Origin of the sequence: Actinocatenispora thailandica (assembly GCF_016865425.1) — a bacterium.
Classification (GTDB): Bacteria; Actinomycetota; Actinomycetes; order Mycobacteriales; family Micromonosporaceae; genus Actinocatenispora; species Actinocatenispora thailandica.
On sequence record NZ_AP023355.1, the window covers coordinates 6,410,545 to 6,429,152 of the forward strand.

At 73.1% G+C, this 18,608-nt stretch carries 17 protein-coding genes and 1 pseudogene; 13 read left to right on the forward strand and 5 right to left on the reverse strand.

The features are described 5' to 3' along the window. Window positions 1-266: 266 nt before the first annotated feature. The 3 genes from Athai_RS28715 to Athai_RS28725 all read left to right on the forward strand — a co-directional run bounded on the left by Athai_RS28715 (window position 267) and on the right by Athai_RS28725 (window position 5,711). Window positions 267-1,118, forward strand: coding sequence for an MBL fold metallo-hydrolase (locus Athai_RS28715; protein WP_338028190.1), 852 nt, complete (start codon window positions 267-269; stop codon window positions 1,116-1,118). Next, window positions 1,115-4,633: an adenylate/guanylate cyclase domain-containing protein gene (locus Athai_RS28720; RefSeq protein ID WP_203964375.1), complete on the forward strand. Its 3,519-nt coding sequence runs from the start codon at window positions 1,115-1,117 to the stop codon at window positions 4,631-4,633. Before Athai_RS28715 ends, Athai_RS28720 begins: the two co-directional genes overlap by 4 nt. A gap of 241 nt (window positions 4,634-4,874) precedes the next feature. Further along, the gene (locus tag Athai_RS28725; protein ID WP_239157486.1) at window positions 4,875-5,711 is read left to right on the forward strand and encodes a serine/threonine-protein kinase; all 837 of its coding nucleotides are present in this window, start codon (window positions 4,875-4,877) and stop codon (window positions 5,709-5,711) included. A 320-nt stretch (window positions 5,712-6,031) separates the two neighbouring features. Here Athai_RS28725 and Athai_RS28730 read toward each other — a convergent pair whose 3' ends face one another. Next, window positions 6,032-6,706 (reverse strand): Crp/Fnr family transcriptional regulator, encoded by a 675-nt coding sequence (locus Athai_RS28730; protein WP_203964377.1) that lies wholly within the window; start codon window positions 6,704-6,706, stop codon window positions 6,032-6,034. A 218-nt stretch (window positions 6,707-6,924) separates the two neighbouring features. On the opposite strand from Athai_RS28730, the gene Athai_RS28735 reads away from it, so the two are divergent. The 5 genes and pseudogenes from Athai_RS28735 (at window position 6,925) to pstB (ending at window position 12,742) form a co-directional block, all read left to right on the forward strand. Next, window positions 6,925-7,659, forward strand: a complete 735-nt coding sequence (locus Athai_RS28735) for an adenosylcobinamide amidohydrolase (RefSeq protein WP_203964378.1) — start codon at window positions 6,925-6,927, stop codon at window positions 7,657-7,659. Between the two features lie 1,006 nt (window positions 7,660-8,665). Then, window positions 8,666-9,775 (forward strand): phosphate ABC transporter substrate-binding protein PstS, encoded by a 1,110-nt coding sequence (gene pstS / locus Athai_RS28740; protein ID WP_203964379.1) that lies wholly within the window; start codon window positions 8,666-8,668, stop codon window positions 9,773-9,775. Window positions 9,776-9,876: 101 nt separating this feature from the next. Next, window positions 9,877-10,791 (forward strand): annotated as a pseudogene (gene pstC / locus Athai_RS28745) (phosphate ABC transporter permease subunit PstC); the annotation flags it as partial. 82 nt (window positions 10,792-10,873) lie between these two features. After that, a complete protein-coding gene (gene pstA, locus Athai_RS28750) occupies window positions 10,874-11,950 on the forward strand; it encodes a phosphate ABC transporter permease PstA (RefSeq protein ID WP_203964380.1) in 1,077 nt (358 codons plus the stop codon). A gap of 15 nt (window positions 11,951-11,965) precedes the next feature. After that, window positions 11,966-12,742 carry a phosphate ABC transporter ATP-binding protein PstB gene (gene pstB, locus Athai_RS28755; protein ID WP_203964381.1) on the forward strand — a complete coding sequence of 259 codons (777 nt, stop codon included), beginning with the start codon at window positions 11,966-11,968 and terminating at the stop codon, window positions 12,740-12,742. 149 nt (window positions 12,743-12,891) lie between these two features. On the opposite strand, the gene Athai_RS28760 is transcribed toward pstB, so the two are convergent. Continuing rightward, complete coding sequence (locus Athai_RS28760) at window positions 12,892-13,503, reverse strand: TetR/AcrR family transcriptional regulator (RefSeq protein WP_203964382.1); 612 nt, start codon at window positions 13,501-13,503, stop codon at window positions 12,892-12,894. 68 nt (window positions 13,504-13,571) lie between these two features. On the opposite strand from Athai_RS28760, the gene Athai_RS28765 reads away from it, so the two are divergent. The 4 genes from Athai_RS28765 to Athai_RS28775 all read left to right on the forward strand — a co-directional run bounded on the left by Athai_RS28765 (window position 13,572) and on the right by Athai_RS28775 (window position 15,376). Continuing rightward, a complete protein-coding gene (locus Athai_RS28765; protein ID WP_203964383.1) occupies window positions 13,572-13,859 on the forward strand; it encodes a hypothetical protein in 288 nt (95 codons plus the stop codon). Between the two features lie 142 nt (window positions 13,860-14,001). Next, window positions 14,002-14,169, forward strand: coding sequence for a hypothetical protein (locus Athai_RS28770; protein ID WP_203964384.1), 168 nt, complete (start codon window positions 14,002-14,004; stop codon window positions 14,167-14,169). Between the two features lie 587 nt (window positions 14,170-14,756). Further along, window positions 14,757-15,047, forward strand: a complete 291-nt coding sequence (locus Athai_RS34945; RefSeq protein WP_275422674.1) for a trypsin-like serine protease — start codon at window positions 14,757-14,759, stop codon at window positions 15,045-15,047. Further along, entirely contained in the window at window positions 14,951-15,376 is a 426-nt protein-coding gene (locus Athai_RS28775; RefSeq protein WP_275422590.1) for a trypsin-like serine protease, read from the forward strand. The genes Athai_RS34945 and Athai_RS28775 overlap by 97 nt, the downstream gene beginning before the upstream one ends. Window positions 15,377-15,551: 175 nt before the next feature. Here Athai_RS28775 and Athai_RS28780 read toward each other — a convergent pair whose 3' ends face one another. The 3 genes from Athai_RS28780 to Athai_RS28790 form a co-directional block, all read right to left on the reverse strand. After that, the gene (locus Athai_RS28780) at window positions 15,552-15,821 is read right to left on the reverse strand and encodes a hypothetical protein (RefSeq protein ID WP_203964385.1); all 270 of its coding nucleotides are present in this window, start codon (window positions 15,819-15,821) and stop codon (window positions 15,552-15,554) included. A gap of 88 nt (window positions 15,822-15,909) precedes the next feature. Beyond that, on the reverse strand, window positions 15,910-16,914 hold the full coding sequence (locus tag Athai_RS28785) for an NUDIX hydrolase (protein WP_203964386.1): 1,005 nt from the start codon (window positions 16,912-16,914) through the stop codon (window positions 15,910-15,912). A gap of 55 nt (window positions 16,915-16,969) precedes the next feature. Continuing rightward, complete coding sequence (locus Athai_RS28790) at window positions 16,970-17,806, reverse strand: helix-turn-helix domain-containing protein (protein WP_203964387.1); 837 nt, start codon at window positions 17,804-17,806, stop codon at window positions 16,970-16,972. 102 nt (window positions 17,807-17,908) lie between these two features. Between Athai_RS28790 and Athai_RS28795 the strand changes: the two genes are divergently transcribed. Beyond that, window positions 17,909-18,529 (forward strand): NADPH-dependent FMN reductase, encoded by a 621-nt coding sequence (locus Athai_RS28795; RefSeq protein WP_203964388.1) that lies wholly within the window; start codon window positions 17,909-17,911, stop codon window positions 18,527-18,529. Window positions 18,530-18,608 lie beyond the last annotated feature (79 nt).

An 18,608-nucleotide genomic window follows, 5' to 3' on the forward strand; every position in this document is an offset into this window, starting at 1 on the left:
CTGCCCGGATGGTGACCCGGCCGGTACCGGTGGTGAGCCCGTCCGGCGCCCGCGCGGGCGGCCGATGATCAACGTGACGGCCGCCCCGGCGGCGAGGATTCGTCGGTGCATTCCGGAATTTCGGAAAGAATGCAAGGCGACTCTCGGCCGACGATGACGGATGTCGGACGGCAGGGTGGGTGATCGCGCTCGCAGGCCGTACGATCTCTGCCGTGGGCAGCGCGGAGCCGGACGATCAGCTCGCCGGCCCCCGGGCGGGGGTTCGGTTGACCGGTTCAGCGACGACCCCACTGGCCGACTTGCCCGGATGGGTCCGGCTGTTCCGGGCACCGAATCCCGGCCCGATGACGCTCACCGGGACCAATTCCTGGGTGCTGCGGGCCCCGGGGCACGACACCTGCGTCGTCGTCGATCCCGGGCCGGCGGACGAGGCCCACCTGGCGGCACTGGCCGCGCAGCAGCCGCAGCTGACCCTGATCACGCACGACCATCCGGACCACGTCGAGGGGCTGGACCGGTTCCGCGAGCTGGCGCCGACCACCCGGCTGCACCGACCTTCGGCCGGCGCGGCGGACGGCGAGACCCTGCGGGCCGCCGGGCTGACGGTCGAGATCGTCGCGACGCCGGGCCACACCACCGAATCGACCTGCTACCTGGTGAGCTGCGGCGACGAGCGGTTGATCCTGACCGGTGACACCGTGCTCGGCGCCGGCACCACCGTGGTGATGTGGCCGGACGGCGATCTCGGCGCTTACCTGGCGAGCCTGGAGCGGCTCCGCGATCTCGGCGCCGGCCTGCCCGTACTGCCCGGGCACGGGCCGGCGCTCGCCGACTGCGCCGCGGCCGCGGGCTTCTACCTGGCGCACCGGCGGGCCCGGCTCGACCAGGTGCGTGCGGCGCTCGCGGACGGCGCGGGCGACGTCGACGCGGTGCTGGCGCGGGTCTATCCGGACATCGCGCCGGACGTACGGCCGGCCGCCGAGCTGACCGTCCGCGCGCAGCTCGCGCACCTGGGCGTGGGGTGGCCGGACCGGCCGCGGTCCGGCGGTCCCGCTTCGCACCAGCCGGCACGTGAGCGGGAACACAATCCACCCTTCGAGCCGTTGGACCGCACGTGACCTGCCCGGTGTGTGGAACCGTCGCCGTGCCCGGCGCTCGCTACTGCCATCACTGCGGGAGCCGGCTGCCGACGGTGGCGGCCGCGCCGGCGACCGAGCGGCGCGTGGTGACCATCCTGTTCGGCGATCTGTCCGACTTCACCGCGTGGTCGGAGGATCTCGATCCGGAGCGGGTCAGTTCGGTGACCGACCGGGTGCTCGCCGCGTTCGCCGGCGCCGTCACCACGTTCGGCGGTCATGTCGACAAGCTGACCGGCGACGGGATCATGGCGGTGTTCGGCGCGCCGGTGGCGCACGAGGACGACCCCGACCGGGCGGTCCGGGCCGCGCTGGCGATGCAGCGCGCGGTGCGCCGGGTGCTCGACGCCGAGCAGGGCGGCGGCGTGCCGCTCGGGTTGCGGGTCGGGCTCAACACCGGCCAGGTGGTCGCCGGGGTGCAGGCCAACCTCGAGTACACGGTGATCGGCGACGCGGTGAACACCGCCGCGCGGCTGGCGGACGCCGCACAGGTCGGCACCGTGTACGCGGGCTCCACGACCTACCACGCGACCCGGCAGCGGGCGGCGTGGCGGCGGCTGCCGCCGTTGCGGCTCAAGGGAAAGCGCGAGCCGGTCGAGACGTACGAGCTGCTCGGGCTGCGGGACGCGCCGGGCACCCGGTCCGGCCTCGGCGACGAGGCGCCGTTCATCGGCCGTGAGCCGGAGGCCGGCCGGTTCGACGGCCGGCTGAACGAGGTGATCGACCGCGGCCAGCCGCGCACCCTGGTGATGACCGCGGAGGCCGGCGTCGGGAAGTCCAGGTTCGCGGCCGAGGCCGGGCGGCGGGCCGCCGAGCACGGCGCCCGGGTGCTGTCGGTGCGCTGCGAGGCGTACGGCGAGCGCCGCCGCCTCGCGCCGCTCGCCGACCTGGTCCGGCAGGCGGCCGGCCTGTCCCGGGAGGACGGCAGCCCGCGCGGCGCGAGCCGCTCCACCGCGCAGTCCCGGCTGTACCGGCTGGCGGCGAAGCAGCCCGGCGACGCGCCGCGGCTGCCCATCGACCTGCTGCTCGCGCTGCTCGGGCACGGCGACCTGCCGAACCGGATGGAGCGCCCGGCCGGTACCGGCGGGGACGCCGGCGAGGCGGTCCCGGCCGCGGTGGCCGACCTGCTCAACGTGCTCGCCGCCGAGTCGCCGCTGGTCCTGATCGTGGACGACGTGCACGACGCGACGAGCGAGTCGCTGGCCGCGCTCGGCGCGATGATCTCCCGGCTGACCGGGCCGGTCCTGGTGCTGCTGCTCGGTCGGCCGGAGCTGACCCGGACCGCCGGGCTGCTGTCCCGGATCCCGGACGCCGAGCTGGCGCCGCTGCCGGCGCTGCGCGGTGAGGACGCGAGCCGGCTGCTGCGGGCGTACCTGTCCGGCGGGTCGCTGTCGGTCGCCGACGAGGGCCGGCTGCTCGCCACCGCGCAGGGCAACCCGTTCTACCTGGCCGAGCTGGTGACACTGCTGATGGAGCGGGGCCGGCTGGTCGACGACGGCGAACCGGGCGAGGACGGCCGGGTGGGCTGGTCGCTCGCGGCCGGCTCGCTCGGCGGCCGGCTGCTGTCCCGCGATCTGGCCGCGGTGCTCGCCGCCCGCATCGACGCGCTGTCCCCGACCGCCCGGACCGTGCTGCGGGACGCGGCGGTGGTCGGCGACACGGTACCGGTGTCGTCGCTGTCGCCGCTGTCACCGGAGCTGTCCGACGCGGACCAGGACAAGGCGATGGACGACCTGGTCGCCCGCAACATGCTGCGCCGCACCGGGCGGGACGAGTTCACCTTCACCACGCCGCTGATGCGCGAGGCCGCCTACGCCGGCATCGGCAAGGCGGACCTCGCCGACCGGCACGCCCGGCTGGCCCGCTGGGCGGCGCAGCGGGTGCACTCGGAGGGCACCTACTCGCCGGCCGACGGCGAGACGCTGGGTGACGACTCGTTCGTCGCCGAGCACGCCGAGAAGGCGGTACTGCTGGCCGACGAGGTGGGGCTGCGCGACGACGCGGACGCCCGGTCGGTGGCGCCGCTCGGCGCCGCGGCGCTGTCCCGGATGGCCGGCCGCGCCCTCGACGACGGCGAACCGGGCCGTACCGTCGAGCTGGCCGGCCGCGCCGCCCGGGTCGCGGGCGGTACCGGCGGGGGCAGCCTGCCGGTCGCCGACCGGCTGGTGCGGGCGCAGGCGCTGCTTCAGCTGGGCCGCGCGAACGACGCGCGGGAGGAGGCGGAGCAGGTCGCGGCGGGGGCGATCAGCGACGTGGTGCGGATCGACGCGCTGCTACTCGCCGGCGACGCCTACCGCACGCTGGGCAACCGGGAGCAGGCGCGGGCGTCCTGGCGGGCCGCGTTGCAGGCGGCCGGCTCGGCCGACCTGCCGCAGCAGCGGGCGACCACGCTGTGCAAGCTGGCGATGAGCGACTACCTGTCCGGCCGGTTCGCCGAGGCGGAGGAGCAGATCTCCGACGCGTACAAGGTCTCGCAGGAGGCCGGGGACAAGCGCAACCAGGCCTGGGCGCTGCAGTACCTCGCCTGGGTGACGACCAGCCGGGGCGACTTCGCCGGTGCGGACGGGGCGCTGGGCCGGGCCGCGAAGCTGTTCGCCGAGCTGGACGACGACACCGGCCGCACCTGGGTGCGCGGTACGACGGCGTTCGGGCGGATGCTGGCCGGCCGGCTGACCGAGGCGGACAAGCTGGCGCGCGCGTTCCTGCCGTTCGGCGAGCGGGTCGGCGACACCTGGGCGGTCGGTACGTTGCGCAGCGTCGCCGCGTTCGCGTCGGCGGAGCTGGGCCGGCTGGCCGAGGCGGAGCGGATCGCGCAGCGGGCGTACCAGGATTTCGAGCTGATGGGCGACGACTGGGGTCGGGGCCTGGCGCTGGTGGCGCGGGCGATGGTGGCCCGCGGCGCGGGCGCGATCGACCAGGCGGTCGAGCTGCTGACCGAGGCGGAACGGTTCGGTGAGAAGACCAGCCACCCGCTGCTGCTCGGGATGTCCCGGACGATCCGGGGATTCTGCGAGCTGGACCGGTCCGACCCGGTCGCGGCGGAGCGGGACGCGCGGGCCACCCTCGACCTGGTCGAGCCGTACGACGTGGTCGACTCGGCGCGGGTCGGCCCGATGGCGCTGCTGGCCGAGGCGCGGCGGGCGCAGGGTGACCTGCCGGCGGCGCTGCGGCTGCTGGACGAGATCGACGCCGACCCGGACCGTCCGGTGCTGCTGCTGTCCCGGCGGCAGGCCGGGGCCATCCACGCGACGGCGCTGCTGTGCGCCGGCCGCACCGCCGAGGCGGTCGACCGGGCCCGGGCGGCGCTCGACTCGCCGGCCGAGGACGTGCGCAGCGGGGTCCTGGCGCATGCCGCGTTGGCCCGCTGCCTGGCCGCGGCCGGCGACACCGACTGCGCCCGGCGCGAGGCCGCGCTGGCCGTCGACGCGGCGTACGCGACGGAGCAGACTGCCGACCGGTCCCGGGTCGACGCGTTGCTCGGCGAGCTGCCGGGCTGACAGGTTCACGACATCGGGTGACCTCGGACACGACTAGGGTCTGTTTCGGGCGAACGGTTCCGAAGCAGACCCTGGGCCCGACGCGAGGTCGCCGCTGGCCTCGCGGCCGGCCCGGGGGCGAGGCCCGCGGCACCGGCGGCCCGTTGTCGAGATGCGTCCCGGCGGGTCGGCAAACCGGCAGTCGAGACCGTAGGCTCGTGCGGCTAAGCACTTGTTCGGTCGGGGAGGAGACGTGACGTCGATGCATCCCGCGACTCCTGCCGCACCGCCGGTGCTCGGACCGGGCCTCACCGCGCTGGTGCCGATCGCGCGGGGCAGCACCGCCACCGTGTACCGGGCGTTGCAGGCGTCGGTGGGCCGGCCGGTCGCCGTCAAGATCGACAACCGGACGCTGGACACCGAGCGGGATCGGCGGCGGTTCCGGTACGAGGCGAACGCCACCGGGCGGGTCTCCGGTCACCCGCACGTGATCGACCTGTTCGACGCCGCGGTCAGCCCGGCCGGGCACCCCTACCTGGTGATGGAGCTGTGCAACGGCTCCTACACCGACGACATGGGCCTGCTGTCACCGGCGCAGGTCCGGGCCGTCGGGGTGCGGATCGCGAGTGCCCTCGCCGCCGCGCACGCGGCCGGTGTGCTGCACCGGGACGTCAAGCCCGGCAACATCCTGCACACCCGGTTCGGCACGCCGGTGCTCGCCGACTTCGGTCTGGCCGTCCTGCTGGACCAGCGGGACGGCAGGGAGGCGCTCGACCCGCTCACCCCGGCGTACGCGGCGCCCGAGTCGGTGGCCGATGCGGTCGCGCTGCCGTCCGGGGACGTCTATTCGCTGGCCGCCACGCTGTACGCGCTGCTCGGCGGGCATCCGCCGCGGCTGCCCGGCCCCGGCGTGCCGACGACCGCGGCGCTGCTGGAGCTGTACGAGCAGCCGGTCCCCGGGCTACCCGGCGTACCGGATGCGCTGCTCACGGTGCTCCGCCAGGCGCTGTCCACCGATCCGGAGCGGCGCCCGAGCGCGGCAGCGTTCGAGCAGTTGCTGGCCGGTGCCGCGATCGCGCCGCCGGAACCGGTCGGCTGAGCACCGCCGCTGCCCCGTCCCGCCGCGCACCCGCCGCGCACCCACCGCGCGCTCACCTGCCCACCACGACCACGTCGGCCCGCCGCGCCAGCCACGGGTCACCACGCGTCGATCCGGCCGTGCCGCTCACGTGCCCGCCAGGCACCCGCCCCGATCCGGCCGTGCCGCTCACGTGCCCGCCAGGCACCCACCTCGATCCGACCGTGCCGCTCACGTGCCCGCCAGGCACCCGCCTCGATCCGGCCGGGGTGAGCGCACGCGCCGGCCCGGGGTCCCTGAGCTGGGATCCCGGGCCGGGTCGCGACGATGATGAGGTTCGGTCAGCGGGCGCGCCGGGCCAGCCGCTCCGGGTCGAGAATGATCACGCTCTTGCCGTCCAGCCGCAGCCAGCCGCGCGAGGCGAAGTCGGCGAGCGCCTTGTTGACGGTCTCCCGGGAGGCGCCGACGAGCTGCGCCAGCTCCTCCTGGGTCAGGTCGTGAGTGACCCGCAGGACGCCGCCGTCCCGGGTGCCGAACCGGCCGGCCATCTGCAGCAGGTTCTTCGCCACCCGGCCGGGCACGTCGGTGAAGATCAGGTCGGCCAGCGAGTCGTTGGTGCGGCGCAGCCGGCGGGCCAGCACCCGCAGCAACTGCTCGGCGATCTCCGGCCGGTTGGTCAGCCACGGCCGCATCGCGGCCTTGCGCAGCCGGGCCAGCCGCAGATCGGTGACCGCGGTCCCGGTCGCGGTGCGTGGCCCCGGGTCGAACAGGGACAGCTCACCGACCATGTCGCTCGGGCCCATGATCGCGATGAGGTTCTGCCGCCCGTCCGCGGCGCGGCGGCCGAGCTTCACCTTGCCGGAGAGCACGATGTACAGGCTGTCGCCCGGCTCACCCTCGGTGAAGACCACGTCGCCCTTGCGGAACTCGATGATGTCGAGGTCCTTGGCGAGCGCTTCGGCTGCCTCAGGGTCGACACCCTGGAACAGGCCAGCCCGTGCCAGTACATCATCCATCGCGCACCTCCACCCCGCAGCCGGCGCTGCGCGGTTGAGTCTAGGCGTACCAACGCCGCAGATGTACGCACAACGTCGATAAGCCGTCAGTTTCCTGGTCAACCGGGCGCGGAGTTGTGCCCCGTGGCCCGGCCTACCACCGATCTTGCCGTATCACCAGTTCAGTGCGCACGCGGGGCGGCAGCCCGCGGCCGGCGCCGGCAGGTGAGGATGGCGCCATGGATCCCAGGTTGCTCGCGCGCACCGAACGAAACCGGTCGATCCCGCTACTCGTCTGGACGTTCGACGCGCCCCGGCTGTGCATCTCGTCCGGGCCGCTCGGCGGGGGAATCACCGTCCGTGACTGGTTGGTCAACGCGACCGTACCGCTGGGGTACGACCGGACCGACCCGGACCGGCACCTCGCCGAGATCGGCACCGGACTCGGCCTCACCGGCACCGGCGCCGGGCTGCTCACCGCCGTCGACGTCAGCCGGCACCACGTCGCCGTCGACGGCGGGGTGCACGCGACCGGCACGGTCGGGCTGTCCAGCCCGGCCTGGGCCGCCGCGCCGGACGGCCACTTCCGCCGGGAGGTCCCGGCCGGCGCCCGGCCGGTCGCCTTCGCCGAGTACCAGACCGTCGAGTACCGCCCGCCGGAGCCCTACCGGCCGGGGACCATCAACGTCGTCGTGTCGCTGCCGGTGAAGCTGTCCCCCGCCGCGCTCGTCAACGCCGTCGTCACCGCCACGGAGGCGAAGACCCAGGCGCTGTACGAGGCCGGCGTCCGCGCCACCGGTACCGCCTCGGACGCCGTCGTCGTGCACTGCCCTACGGACGGGGGGTCCGAGCCCTATGGCGGGCCTCGATCGCCGTGGGGTGCCCGGTTGGCGCGGGCCGTGCACTCCGCCGTGCTGACCGGCACCCGCGCCTGGATCGCCGATCCCGGCGGCGCCGTCCCCGCCTGGCAGTAACGCCCGGCCGCCCGGGTACGGCCCGCTTCCGTGCCGGTGGGTGCGTTCCGGGTCGGGGTGTGAAGGCCACCTCTGTGCGCCGCTTTGACCCCGCGTGGGGGAATGTGGGAGGGGGACTTCGCCCCCTCCCCACACCCCTCCCCCGCTAAGGGGGCCGTCGCCCCCTTAGCGATCCCCCGGCCGGACAAACAGAGACGAGATCCTGACCCCGCCTGACCCGCCTCGGAAGGTCGGGGCCCGGTGCCCGGGTCGGGACACCGCCTGGCCCGCCTCGGAAGGCCGGGGTGCCGGTGCCCGGGGCCGGGCGCCGCCTGGCTCGTGTCGGAAGCTCGTGTGGTGCTGGTGGTCGGTCTGCGCGGCCTGGGCGCCGCGGTCGGCTCGACGCGGCGCGCGGTTGGCGTGGCGGGCGGTGGCGTGAGGGCAAGGCCGGGCCGGGAGCCGTCCTTGTTCGACGGTTGCTCGGCGTCGAGGGGCAGCATCACCGGGGGCTGGGTGGGGGATCGCCAAGGGGGCGTTTCCCCCTTGGCGGGGAAGGAGCGCGAGGAGGGGGCGAAGCCCTCTCCTCGCATCCCCCACGCGGGGTCAAAGCGCGAACAGAGGTGGCCTCCACACCCCAACCCCGAACCGGCGCCGCCCCGGATGTGGGGGTACAGCGGCGAACAGAGGTGGCCTGCACACCCCAACCCCGGAGGCTTCCAAGCCAGCCCCGATCCCCGACAGATGAACGCAGATCGCCGGTGAGAAAAGGAGTGGGGTGGAAGAGAGGGGTGTGAGAGAGGGCGAACAGCTCTCTCTCCACGGGTGGGGCGGCGGGTGCGTTCATGTTGGGTACATCGCAACTCCGGCGTCATGTCACCGTGGCGGTGGGAGCTGTTCACGGCTCGTTCACCGTGCTCCGGGAGCGCGGCAACCTCACGCTCCTAGCGTCCGATCCAGACCGCCAGTTCCGGCGGCCCCGGTTGCACCGCGACCGGGACTCGTAGACGCACAGTGAAGGGAACTTCGCGTGAAGCTCCAGCGGCATGGCGCGCTCGCCGCGCTGGCCATCACGGCCACGTTGGCGTTGGCTGCCTGCGGTTCGGACAACACTGGCTCGGGCGGCGGCAGCAAGAGCACCGCAAAGGCGCCGAGCACCGACTGCGCCAAGGGTTCGCTGACCTCGCAGGGCTCGACGGCCCAGAAGAACGCGATGGACCAGTGGATCAAGGCGTACCAGACGAAGTGCTCCGGTGCGCAGATCACCTACGACGGCACGGGCTCGGGCGCCGGCATCCAGGCGTTCACCAACAGCACCGCGGACTTCGCCGGTTCCGACTCGGCGCTCGCCGACGGTGCCGAGCAGAAGGCGGCGGACAAGCGCTGCACCGGCGGTGAGGCGCTCGACCTGCCGATGGTGACCGGCCCGATCGCCGTGGTCTACAACGTCCAGGGCGTCAAGGATCTGCAGTTCAAGCCGGCCACGCTGGCGAAGATCTTCTCCGGGAAGATCAAGACCTGGAACGACCCGGCGATCAAGGCGGACAACCCGAAGGCGAAGCTGCCCTCGACGCCGATCCAGGCGGTGCACCGCTCCGAGGCGTCCGGCACCTCGGACAACTTCACGAAGTACCTGTCGAAGACCGCCGGCTCGGACTGGACGTACGACCACGCCAAGGAGTGGAAGGCACCGGGCGGGGTGGGCGCCAAGGGTTCCGACGGCGTGTCGGCGAAGGTGAAGCAGACCGCGGGCACCATCTCCTACGACGAGTGGTCGTACGCGACGACCAACAGCCTGGACATCGCGAAGATCTACAACGGCGCCGGGCAGTACACCGAGCTGACCGCGGACGCGGCCGGCAAGACGGTCGAGGGCGCCAAGGTCGTCGGCCAGGGCAACAACCTGAAGCTGGACATCGACTACAACACCAAGGTCGACGGGGCGTACCCGATCGTGCTGGTCACGTACGAGATCGCGTGCAGCAAGGGCAACGACTCGGCGAAGCTCGACCTGCTCAAGTCGTTCCTCACGTACATCTCGTCCGATGACGGCCAGGCCGCACTGACCCAGCAGGGCTACGCGCCGCTGCCGAAGTCGGTGCAGGCCAAGGTGCAGGGCGCCATCAAGGCACTGGCCTGACCTCGATGTGGTGCCGGTCGTCGACCGGCACCACATCGGTCCGTTTTCAGGGATGAGGACCTCTTGCAGACGAGGACCGGGTCGAGATGAGCGAATCGCCGATGCCCACGAAGGTCGGGCCGGATCCCACCAGCCGGGGTGGACCGACACTGGGTGGTGGCGCCGCCCTCCCCCGCGCCGGCCGGCGGCTGGAGAGGCTGTTCCGGTGGTTCACCACCGGCGCCGGCATCCTGGTACTTGTGGTGATCGTGGCGATCGCCGCATTCCTGATCACGCAGGCGATCCCGGCGCTGAGGGCGAACCAGGCCAACTTCTTCACGTACACCAAGTGGTCGCCGAACGACGTGGCGCATCCACGGTTCGGCATCGCCGCGCTCGCCTACGGTACGGTGCTGAGCGCCGCGATCGCGCTGATCATCGCGGTTCCGGTGGCGCTCGGGATCGCGCTGTTCCTGTCCCACTACGCACCGCGGCGGATCGCCACCGGGCTCGGCTTCGTGATCGACCTGCTGGCCGCGGTGCCCAGCGTCATCTTCGGGTTGTGGGGCCGTGACTACCTGTCCGGGCCGGTCACCGACCTGTCCGGCTGGCTGCACCGCTACCTCGGGTTCATCCCGCTGTTCGGCAGCGGCGGGCCGTACGGCAACTCGATCCTGCTCGGCTCGATCGTGCTGGCGATCATGGTGCTGCCGATCACCACGGCGCTGTGCCGGGACGTGTTCGTGCAGACGCCGAAGGCGAACGAGGAGGCGGCGCTGGCGCTCGGCGCGACCCGGTGGGAGATGATCCGTACCGCGGTCCTGCCGTACGGCCGGCCCGGCATCGTCGCGGCCGTGATGCTCGGCCTGGGCCGCGCGCTCGGCGAGACGATCGCGCTGGCGATGACGCTCGGCGCGACGTTCGGCGTGTCGATCGACCTGATCCACGTGGGCGGCAACTCGATCGCCGCCAACATCGCGAACGGCTTCGGCGAGGCGAACGCGACCGGCCGCGGCGCGCTGATCGCCTCCGGCCTGCTGCTGTTCGCGATCACCCTGATCGTCAACGTCGCGGCCCGCGCGATCATCTACCGGCGCCGCGAGTTCATGGGGGCCAGTCATGACCACCTTGTCGCAGAACGGATCGCTGGCGGCAGGTTCGCTGCGCAGCCGGCGGCTGCCGAAGGCGCTGCCGCCGCTGCTCGGCGTCGCCGCGTTGGGTGTCTCCGCGGCCGGCATCCTCGGTACCGGCGCCGGCGGCTGGGTGTTGACCGTGGTGGTGGCGGCGCTGCTGTTCGTCGTCGCCACCCTGGTCGTGGCGTGGGCGGTGGAGGGTGGCCGGCGGGCCCGGGACCGGGTCGCGACGATCGCCGTGTACGGCGCGTTCATCCTGGCGCTGATCCCGCTCGGGTCGGTGGTCGCGACGCTGCTGGCGAAGGGCACCGGCCGGATCGACGCCGAGTTCTTCTACCACTCGATGAACAACATCACCGCGCTGGACTCCGGCGGCGGTGCCTACCACGCGATCATCGGCACCCTGGAGCAGGTCGGCATCGCCACCGTGCTGGCGATCCCGCTCGGGCTGGCCGCCGCGGTCTACATCGTCGAGTACGGCCGGGGGCGGCTCACCGCCGCGATCCGGTTCTTCGTCGACGTGATGACCGGCATCCCGTCCATCGTGGCCGGGCTGTTCGTCCTCGCGTTCTGGGTGTTGATCGTCACGCCGGTGTTCAACCACGGCCGGCCCGGATACTCCGGGTTCGCCGCGGCGCTGGCCCTGACCGTGCTGATGCTGCCGACGATCGTGCGCTCCGCCGAGGAGATGCTGCGGCTGGTGCCGCAGGCGCTGCGGGAGGGCTCGTACGCGCTGGGCGTGCCGAAGTGGAAGACGATCATGCGGGTGGTGCTGCCGACGGCCGCACCCGGGATCGTGACCGGCGTGATGCTCGCGATCGCCCGCGCCGCCGGTGAGACGGCCCCGGTGCTGCTCGTCGCCGGCGGTACGCCGGCGATCAACTTCAACCCGTTCTCGGGCAACCAGGAGTCGCTGTCGTACTTCGTGTACGAGCAGGCCGGCGCCGCGTCGCGGTACGCGCCGGGCCGGGCCTGGACGGCGGCGCTGACCCTGATCGCGATCGTGGCGATCCTGACCATCGCGGCGAAGCTGCTGGCCCGCCGCTCGACCATCGGCCGGTAGAAGGTGACTGTGAACATGGCAAAGCGCGTCGAAGCGGTCGACGTGACCGCGTACTACGGGTCGTTCAAGGCGATCGATTCGATCACCATGACGATCGAGCCGAAGTCGGTGACCGCGCTGATCGGGCCGTCCGGCTGCGGCAAGTCGACGTTCCTGCGGTCCATCAACCGGATGCACGAGGTGACGCCCGGCGCCAAGGTGCAGGGCAAGCTGATGATCGACGCGGAGGACATCTACCACCCGCGGGTCGACGTCACCGCGGTCCGCCGTGCCATCGGCATGGTCTTCCAGCGCCCCAACCCGTTCCCGACGATGTCCATCTACGACAACGTGGTCGCCGGGCTGCGGCTCAACGGGGTGCGCAAGAAGTCCACACTGGACGATGCCGCCGAGTCGTCGCTGCGCGCCGCGCACCTGTGGAGCGAGGTGTCCGACCGGTTGAAGCGGCCGGGTGGCGGGCTGTCCGGTGGCCAGCAGCAGCGGCTGTGCATCGCCCGCGCGATCGCGGTCGAGCCGCAGGTGCTGCTGATGGACGAGCCGTGCTCGGCGCTGGACCCGATCTCCACGCTGGCGATCGAGGACCTGATCGGCGAGCTGAAGGACCGCTACACGGTGGTCATCGTGACGCACAACATGCAGCAGGCGGCGCGGGTCTCGGACCGGACGGCGTTCTTCTCGATCGAGAAGACCGGCGACCCGGGCCGGCTCGTGGAGTTCGACGACACCACGAAGATCTTCCAGAACCCGGGCGAGAAGCGGACCGAGGACTACATCACCGGCCGGTTCGGGTAAGGGTCGCCGCGCCGGGGCCAGGGGTCGCCCGGCATCGTCGTCGGGGCCGAGTGCGTTCGCACTCGGCCTCCTTCGCCTTGCCGGATCCAGGCTTGTCGACGTCCCTTCGGGATGATGTCCACCCGGGATCGGCTGGGGCGCGAGGTGGGTCAGCAGGCCAGGCTGGCCAGGTGCGCGTGCAGCACCTCGCGGGCCCGCGACGCGGTCAGCACCTCCGGGTAGAGGGTGGCGTTCACGCCGAGGCCGTCCACCAGGGACGCCAGCTGCTCGGTCGCCAGCTCGATCTCCTCGGTGCACGCCGAGTCGGCGAGCAGCCGGGTGACCACCCGCCGGATCAGCGTGCGCGAACCGGTCGCCGACCGTACCGCGAGGTCGCGGAGTTCCGGATGGGTGCGGGCGTGCGCGGTGAAGTCGAGGAAGACGGCGAACTCGGCGCGCCGCTCGTCGTCCAGCGGCAGCAACTCGGCGAGCAGTTCGGTGGCCGGCGCCACCCGGCCGCGGCGGGTCAGCTCACCGAGCGAGCCGATCCGGTCCACGTGCGCCTGTAGCCGGTCGCTGACCTGATCGATCATCGCCTGCATCGCGAACCGCATCAGCTCCTGTTGGCTGGCGAAGTAGTGCCGCAACGAGCCGAGGTTGAGCCCGGCCTCGTCGGCGACCGTACGCAGCGAGACGCGCGCCAGGCCGTCCCGCTCGGCGACCCGGAACAGCGCGTCCACCACGTCGCGGCGGCGGGCCGCCGCGTCCACCTTCTTCGGCACGACTCGTTTCTATCACACCTGTGCTACCTTGGATTTATCACAGGTGTGATAGAACGCTGGAGGCAACGATGGAGACAGTGCTCGACCTGCTGCTGATCCGGTTCGGGATCATCGTCGGAGTGGTGGTGCTCGCCGCGCTGACGCTGTTCACCGTCGCGGTCGCGCTCAGGCGCCGCGGTCGCGGCGACGCCCTGCGGCGACACGCCGACCGCGCCCGGCGGTACGCGGCACCGGTGGTGGCCGACGCCGCGCGGGACATCGCCCGCGGGCGGCGCGTCGGACTCGGCGGCGCCGCGGCGCGGGCAGCCGGCCGCTACCTCGCCGACACCCGCGGCCGGGACGGCGACCGCCGATGAACGAGCGCCAGCGAACGACCCACAACGCCGCGGGCAGTGCCGCACCGAGGTTCCACCCAAGGAGGAAGCTCGGTGAGCGAGGGAATCGGAGACGCCGCGTGCGGTTCCTCATCGAGGTAGGTCCGACGAGGGAGAACGTTCGATGAGTGACGTGCCCCTGCTCGCCGGAACAAAGGGCGACGAGGTGGTCCGGGAGCTGCTGTTCGACCAGCTCGTCAAGGTCGGCATCGTGTTCGTCGGCCTGCTGCTGCTGGCCGTCGGCATGGCGCTGATCTGGCGCCGCGCCACGCGCCGCGACCGCTCGCGCTGAGACACTCGCCCGCACCGAGGCACTCGGGCAAGACACTCGCACCGAGGCACTCGCACCGAGGTACGACCGCTCGCATCGAGGTACGACCGTCGAGCGGCGGGCCGCTGACGGTTCCGTGCGCGGTTCCGACCCGAGTTCGGCACTTCCACTGTGGACAGTGGGCTCGCTCGGTGAGCGAGGCGGCGCAGCCGGTGCCGCGTGGATTGCCGCGATCGTCGTACTCGCAGCGGCTTGATATGTTCGTCCGGGTTGTTGGATGTGTTCGGTTCGGTGCGAGTCGGGCACCATCGGGCACGTCGCGACACCGTCAGCCCGGCCGACGGGAGCCGGGCGCAGCACACCGCATGAGTACCCGTGCCGCCGGCCATGCCCCGCGCGAACGGGTTCGGAGAGGACTTCGCCAGATGCGTTCCACCACCCTCGCCCGCCGGGCCGCGGCCGTGGCCGCCGGGTTGATCGGGTTGCTCGCGGTCGGGGCCGCACCCGCCGCCGCCCAGCACGCCGCCGCCGGCGGCGCGGTGACCCCGGAGATCGCGCACGGCAGCCCGGCACCGGACGGCGCCTACCCGTTCTCGGTGAAGTTCACCATGACCGACATCCCGAAGCCGGACGGCAGCACGTACGACAGCGCCTGCTCCGGCGCGCTGATCGCCCCGCGCTGGGTGATCACCGCCGGCCACTGCTTCCACGACGTGGACCGCAATCCGGTCGGCGGCCCCCGCAGTACGGGTCGACCACCGCGACGGTCGGCCGCACCGACCTGTCCGACGACGGCGGCCACGTGCTCGACGTCGTGGACGTCGAGCAGTCGCCGGACACCGACATCGCACTGGCCAAGCTGTCCGCGCCGGTGCGGGACATCAGGCCGCTCCGGCTGAGCCGCACCGCGCCGGTCACCGGCGAGCCGCTCCGGCTGGTCGGCTGGGGTGCCACCACCGCCGACGGCAGCCCGGAGACGCACCTGCAGATGGGCGACTTCACCGTCACCGGCCTCGACGAGCACGACGTGTACGTTTCCGGTGCCGCGCCGTCCGCCGACACCTCGGCCTGCCCGTACGACTCGGGGGCGCCGTACTTCGCCGAGACGGCAACGGGTCCGCGGCTGGTCTCGGTGGAGAGCACCGGGCCGGACTGCCCGCACACCGGCCCGGAGACCACCTCCCGGGTCGACACCGTCGCCCGCTGGATCCGCCACCAGATTCGCTGATCCGGCTGTCGACCGGATCGCGCCGGCCGAGCCGCACGTCCTGGTGAACGCGGTACGGCGTTGCGCGGCGGGCGTTCCCGGGCAGCGGCGACGATGGCGCAGTCGGCGGACAGACGACGACGGCCCGGTCCGGCAGCCCCGTGCGGGGCGCCCGGGCCGGGCCGTCGGGTACCGCTCAGTGGCGGCGGAACCGCCTGCGGTTCCTGCGGTTGCGCTGCCGCGACGTGGCCGCGAGGCCGGTCCGTACGGTCGCGACCGTCCAGGCCGCGCCGACCAGGAACAGGCCGGTACCGGCCAGCAGCAGCAGGCGCCGTCCGGATCGTCGCCGAGCCGGCTCCTGGTCCGCGATCGGCTCCGCCCCAACGGGTCGCGTCGCGTGGTCGACCACGTGCGAGGCGGCCGACTGGCGAGTGGAATGCGTGTTCTGCGTCATTGTCCGGTCCATGGCGATCTCCCCCGAATGCCGTGGAATTCTGAGCTACACAGAGCGAGGCTACGACTACTTAGAGATCATTTCGGCTCGATCCGAGAACTCACAGGACCAGCCGGGCTCCGCCCCCGTGCCACTCCACTCGCGGCTGCACCGGCACCAGCGACGGCGCCGGCGCGGCCAGCGCCGCGGCCACCCGCTCGAACCCGGACAACGACCGCAACACCGCCACGGTCGGCGGCAACATCCCCAGTTCACCCGCCGCGTGCCCGGCCAGCGCATCCGCCGGGCGCACCCACACCACCCGATCCGCCTCGCCGCCGACCTCCCGCGCGGTCTGCCCCGCGGGCAGCTCGGCCAGGAAGAAGAACGTGTCGTAGCGCCGCGGCTCGAACTCCGGCGTGATCCACCGCGCCCAGGCATGCAACAGGTCGGCCCGCATCGACAGCCGACGTCCGGACAGCAACTCGGACAACGAAACCCGACGCTCCACAAGAGACAGACGGGCCGCGGCCCAGTCCGCCGAGTCGACGTCGCCGACGAGCGAGTGCCGGTCCGCCCCGGCGAACAGCACGCCGGTCTCCTCGAACATCTCCCGCACCGCCGCGGCCACCACCTCGCGGGCGGTACGCACCTCGCCGGGCAGGCCGAGCAAGCGCGCCCAGGCCTGCGGGTCCGGCCCGATCCACGGCGAGCCGGTCGCCGCGGTGCCACCCCGCGGGCCGGCACCATCCCGCGGGCCGGCAGCATCCCGCGGGCCGGCAGCATCCCGCGGGCCGGCACCTTCCCGCGGGCCGGCACCATCCCGCGGACCGGCAGCATCCCGCGGATCGGTGCCGTCCCCGGCGCCGGCGTCCCCCCGCCGGTCGGCACCGTTGCCCGGATCGACGCCGTCCCGGGGGTCGACGCCACCGCCGGGGAAGGCGTACATCCCGGAGGCGAAGGGCATCGTCGAGCGCCGCCGCACCAGGAAGGCCTCCGGACCACCCGGCGCGTCCCGCAACAACACCACGGTCGCGGCCCGGCGCGGCACCACCGGGGTACCGCCCTCGGCGTAGAACCGTCGGGCCTGCTCCGCCAACCCGGCGGGCATCGGCTGCGTCCACATGGGTACCTCCTCGCCCCGCCATGCTTGCACGGACCGCGTCCCGCCGTACCCGGGGTCAGAGCGCGCGGAGCCGACCGGGCCGGCCGGCACGGAGGCGTTCGAACGCCGCCGCGGTTTCGCCATCCGCCGGCAACAGCACGACGAGCTGCTGCGCGTCCGCACTGGACAGTTCGAGAACCTCGCGGTGCCAGCGCAACTCGGTACCGGACGGGTGGTTGATCCGCAGCGGCGTCGACGGTGGCGGTAGCTGCCGGTTGGCCCGACGGGTGAACTCGGCACCGGCCAGCGGCGCCAGCTCGGCCCGGAACCACTCGGCGGTCCCGGCCGACGGGCCGAGCCACAGGTCGAACGCCTGCTCGTCGGCCACCTGCCCCCAGTCGGCGAACACGGTGCGCGCGGCGGGATCGAGGAACACGTACCGGGTCAGGTTCGGTTCCGGCAGGTCGAGCAGGCCGGTGCCGTCCATCAGCAGCGCGAACCCGCTGGTGTGCGCGAGTACGTCACCGAGCCGGTTGGTGACGAGCGCGACACCGGGCTCCAGCAGCCGCAACGTGTCCAGCACCGTCGCCCGTACCTCGCGAGGCGGCGGCGCCGGGCGCTGGTGTGCGGCACAGGCACCACCGGTGATCTTGGCGAGGTAACGGAGGTGGGCGCGTTCGGCGGCGTCCAGGCTCAACCCGTCCGCGATCGCGTTGAGCACCGCGACCGACGGGTTCCGGTCCCGACCCTGCTCGATCCGGGTGAGGTACTCGACGCTGACGCCGGCCCGGGTGGCGAGTTCCGTGCGCCGCAACCCGGGCGCCCGGCGACGCGGCTGGTCCGGCAGGCCGAGGTCGGCCGGCCGGATGCTGTCGCGCTTCGCCCGGACGAAGTCCCCCAACGGTGTGCCCACCCTCGGCAGCGTACCGAGCCGGGACCGGCGCAGCGTGGCCCTGCGAGGGCCAGCCTGATCCCGGCCTGGTTGCGGCGCCGGCGGGTGGCGAGCATCGACGGCATGAACGAGAACACCACGCTTGCGGTCATCATCGGTAGCGTCCGGGAGGGCCGGTTCGGCCCGGTCGTCGGCGACTGGATCGCCGACCGGGCACGGGAGCACGGCGGGTTCGACGTCGACGTCGTCGACCTGGCCGGCGTCGATCTCCCGCTGACGCTGCCCGCCGTGTCACCGAAGGTCGCGGGCGACGACTATCCGTTGCCGGACGGGCTCCGGCCGATCAGTGCGCGGCTCGCCGCGGCCGACGCGTTCGTCATCGTCACGCCGGAGTACAACCACAGCTATCCGGCATCGTTGAAGGCGCTCATCGACTGGCACTTCACCCAGTGGACGGCCAAGCCCGTCGCGTTCGTCAGCTACGGCGGCGCGGCCGGCGGCCGGCACGCGGTGTTGCACCTGGAGAACGTCCTGACCGAACTGCACGCGGTCACCATCCACGACGGGCTGTCGTTCCCCAACTACTTCACCAGCTGGCAGGACGGCCGGCCGAACGACCCGGCCACCGCGCGCTACGCCGACCAACTGCTCACCCAGCTCTCCTGGTGGTCGACCGCCCTCCGTAGGGCGCGAAGCACCGCGCCCTACCCGATGCCCGGCAGCCCGGCCCTCGCCCCCGCCTGAACCCGGCCGCGGCGGGCCGGCCCGCGCGCCGGCCGGTGACCGGGCCGGCCGCCCGCACCCGCCGCGCACCGGCGGAAGG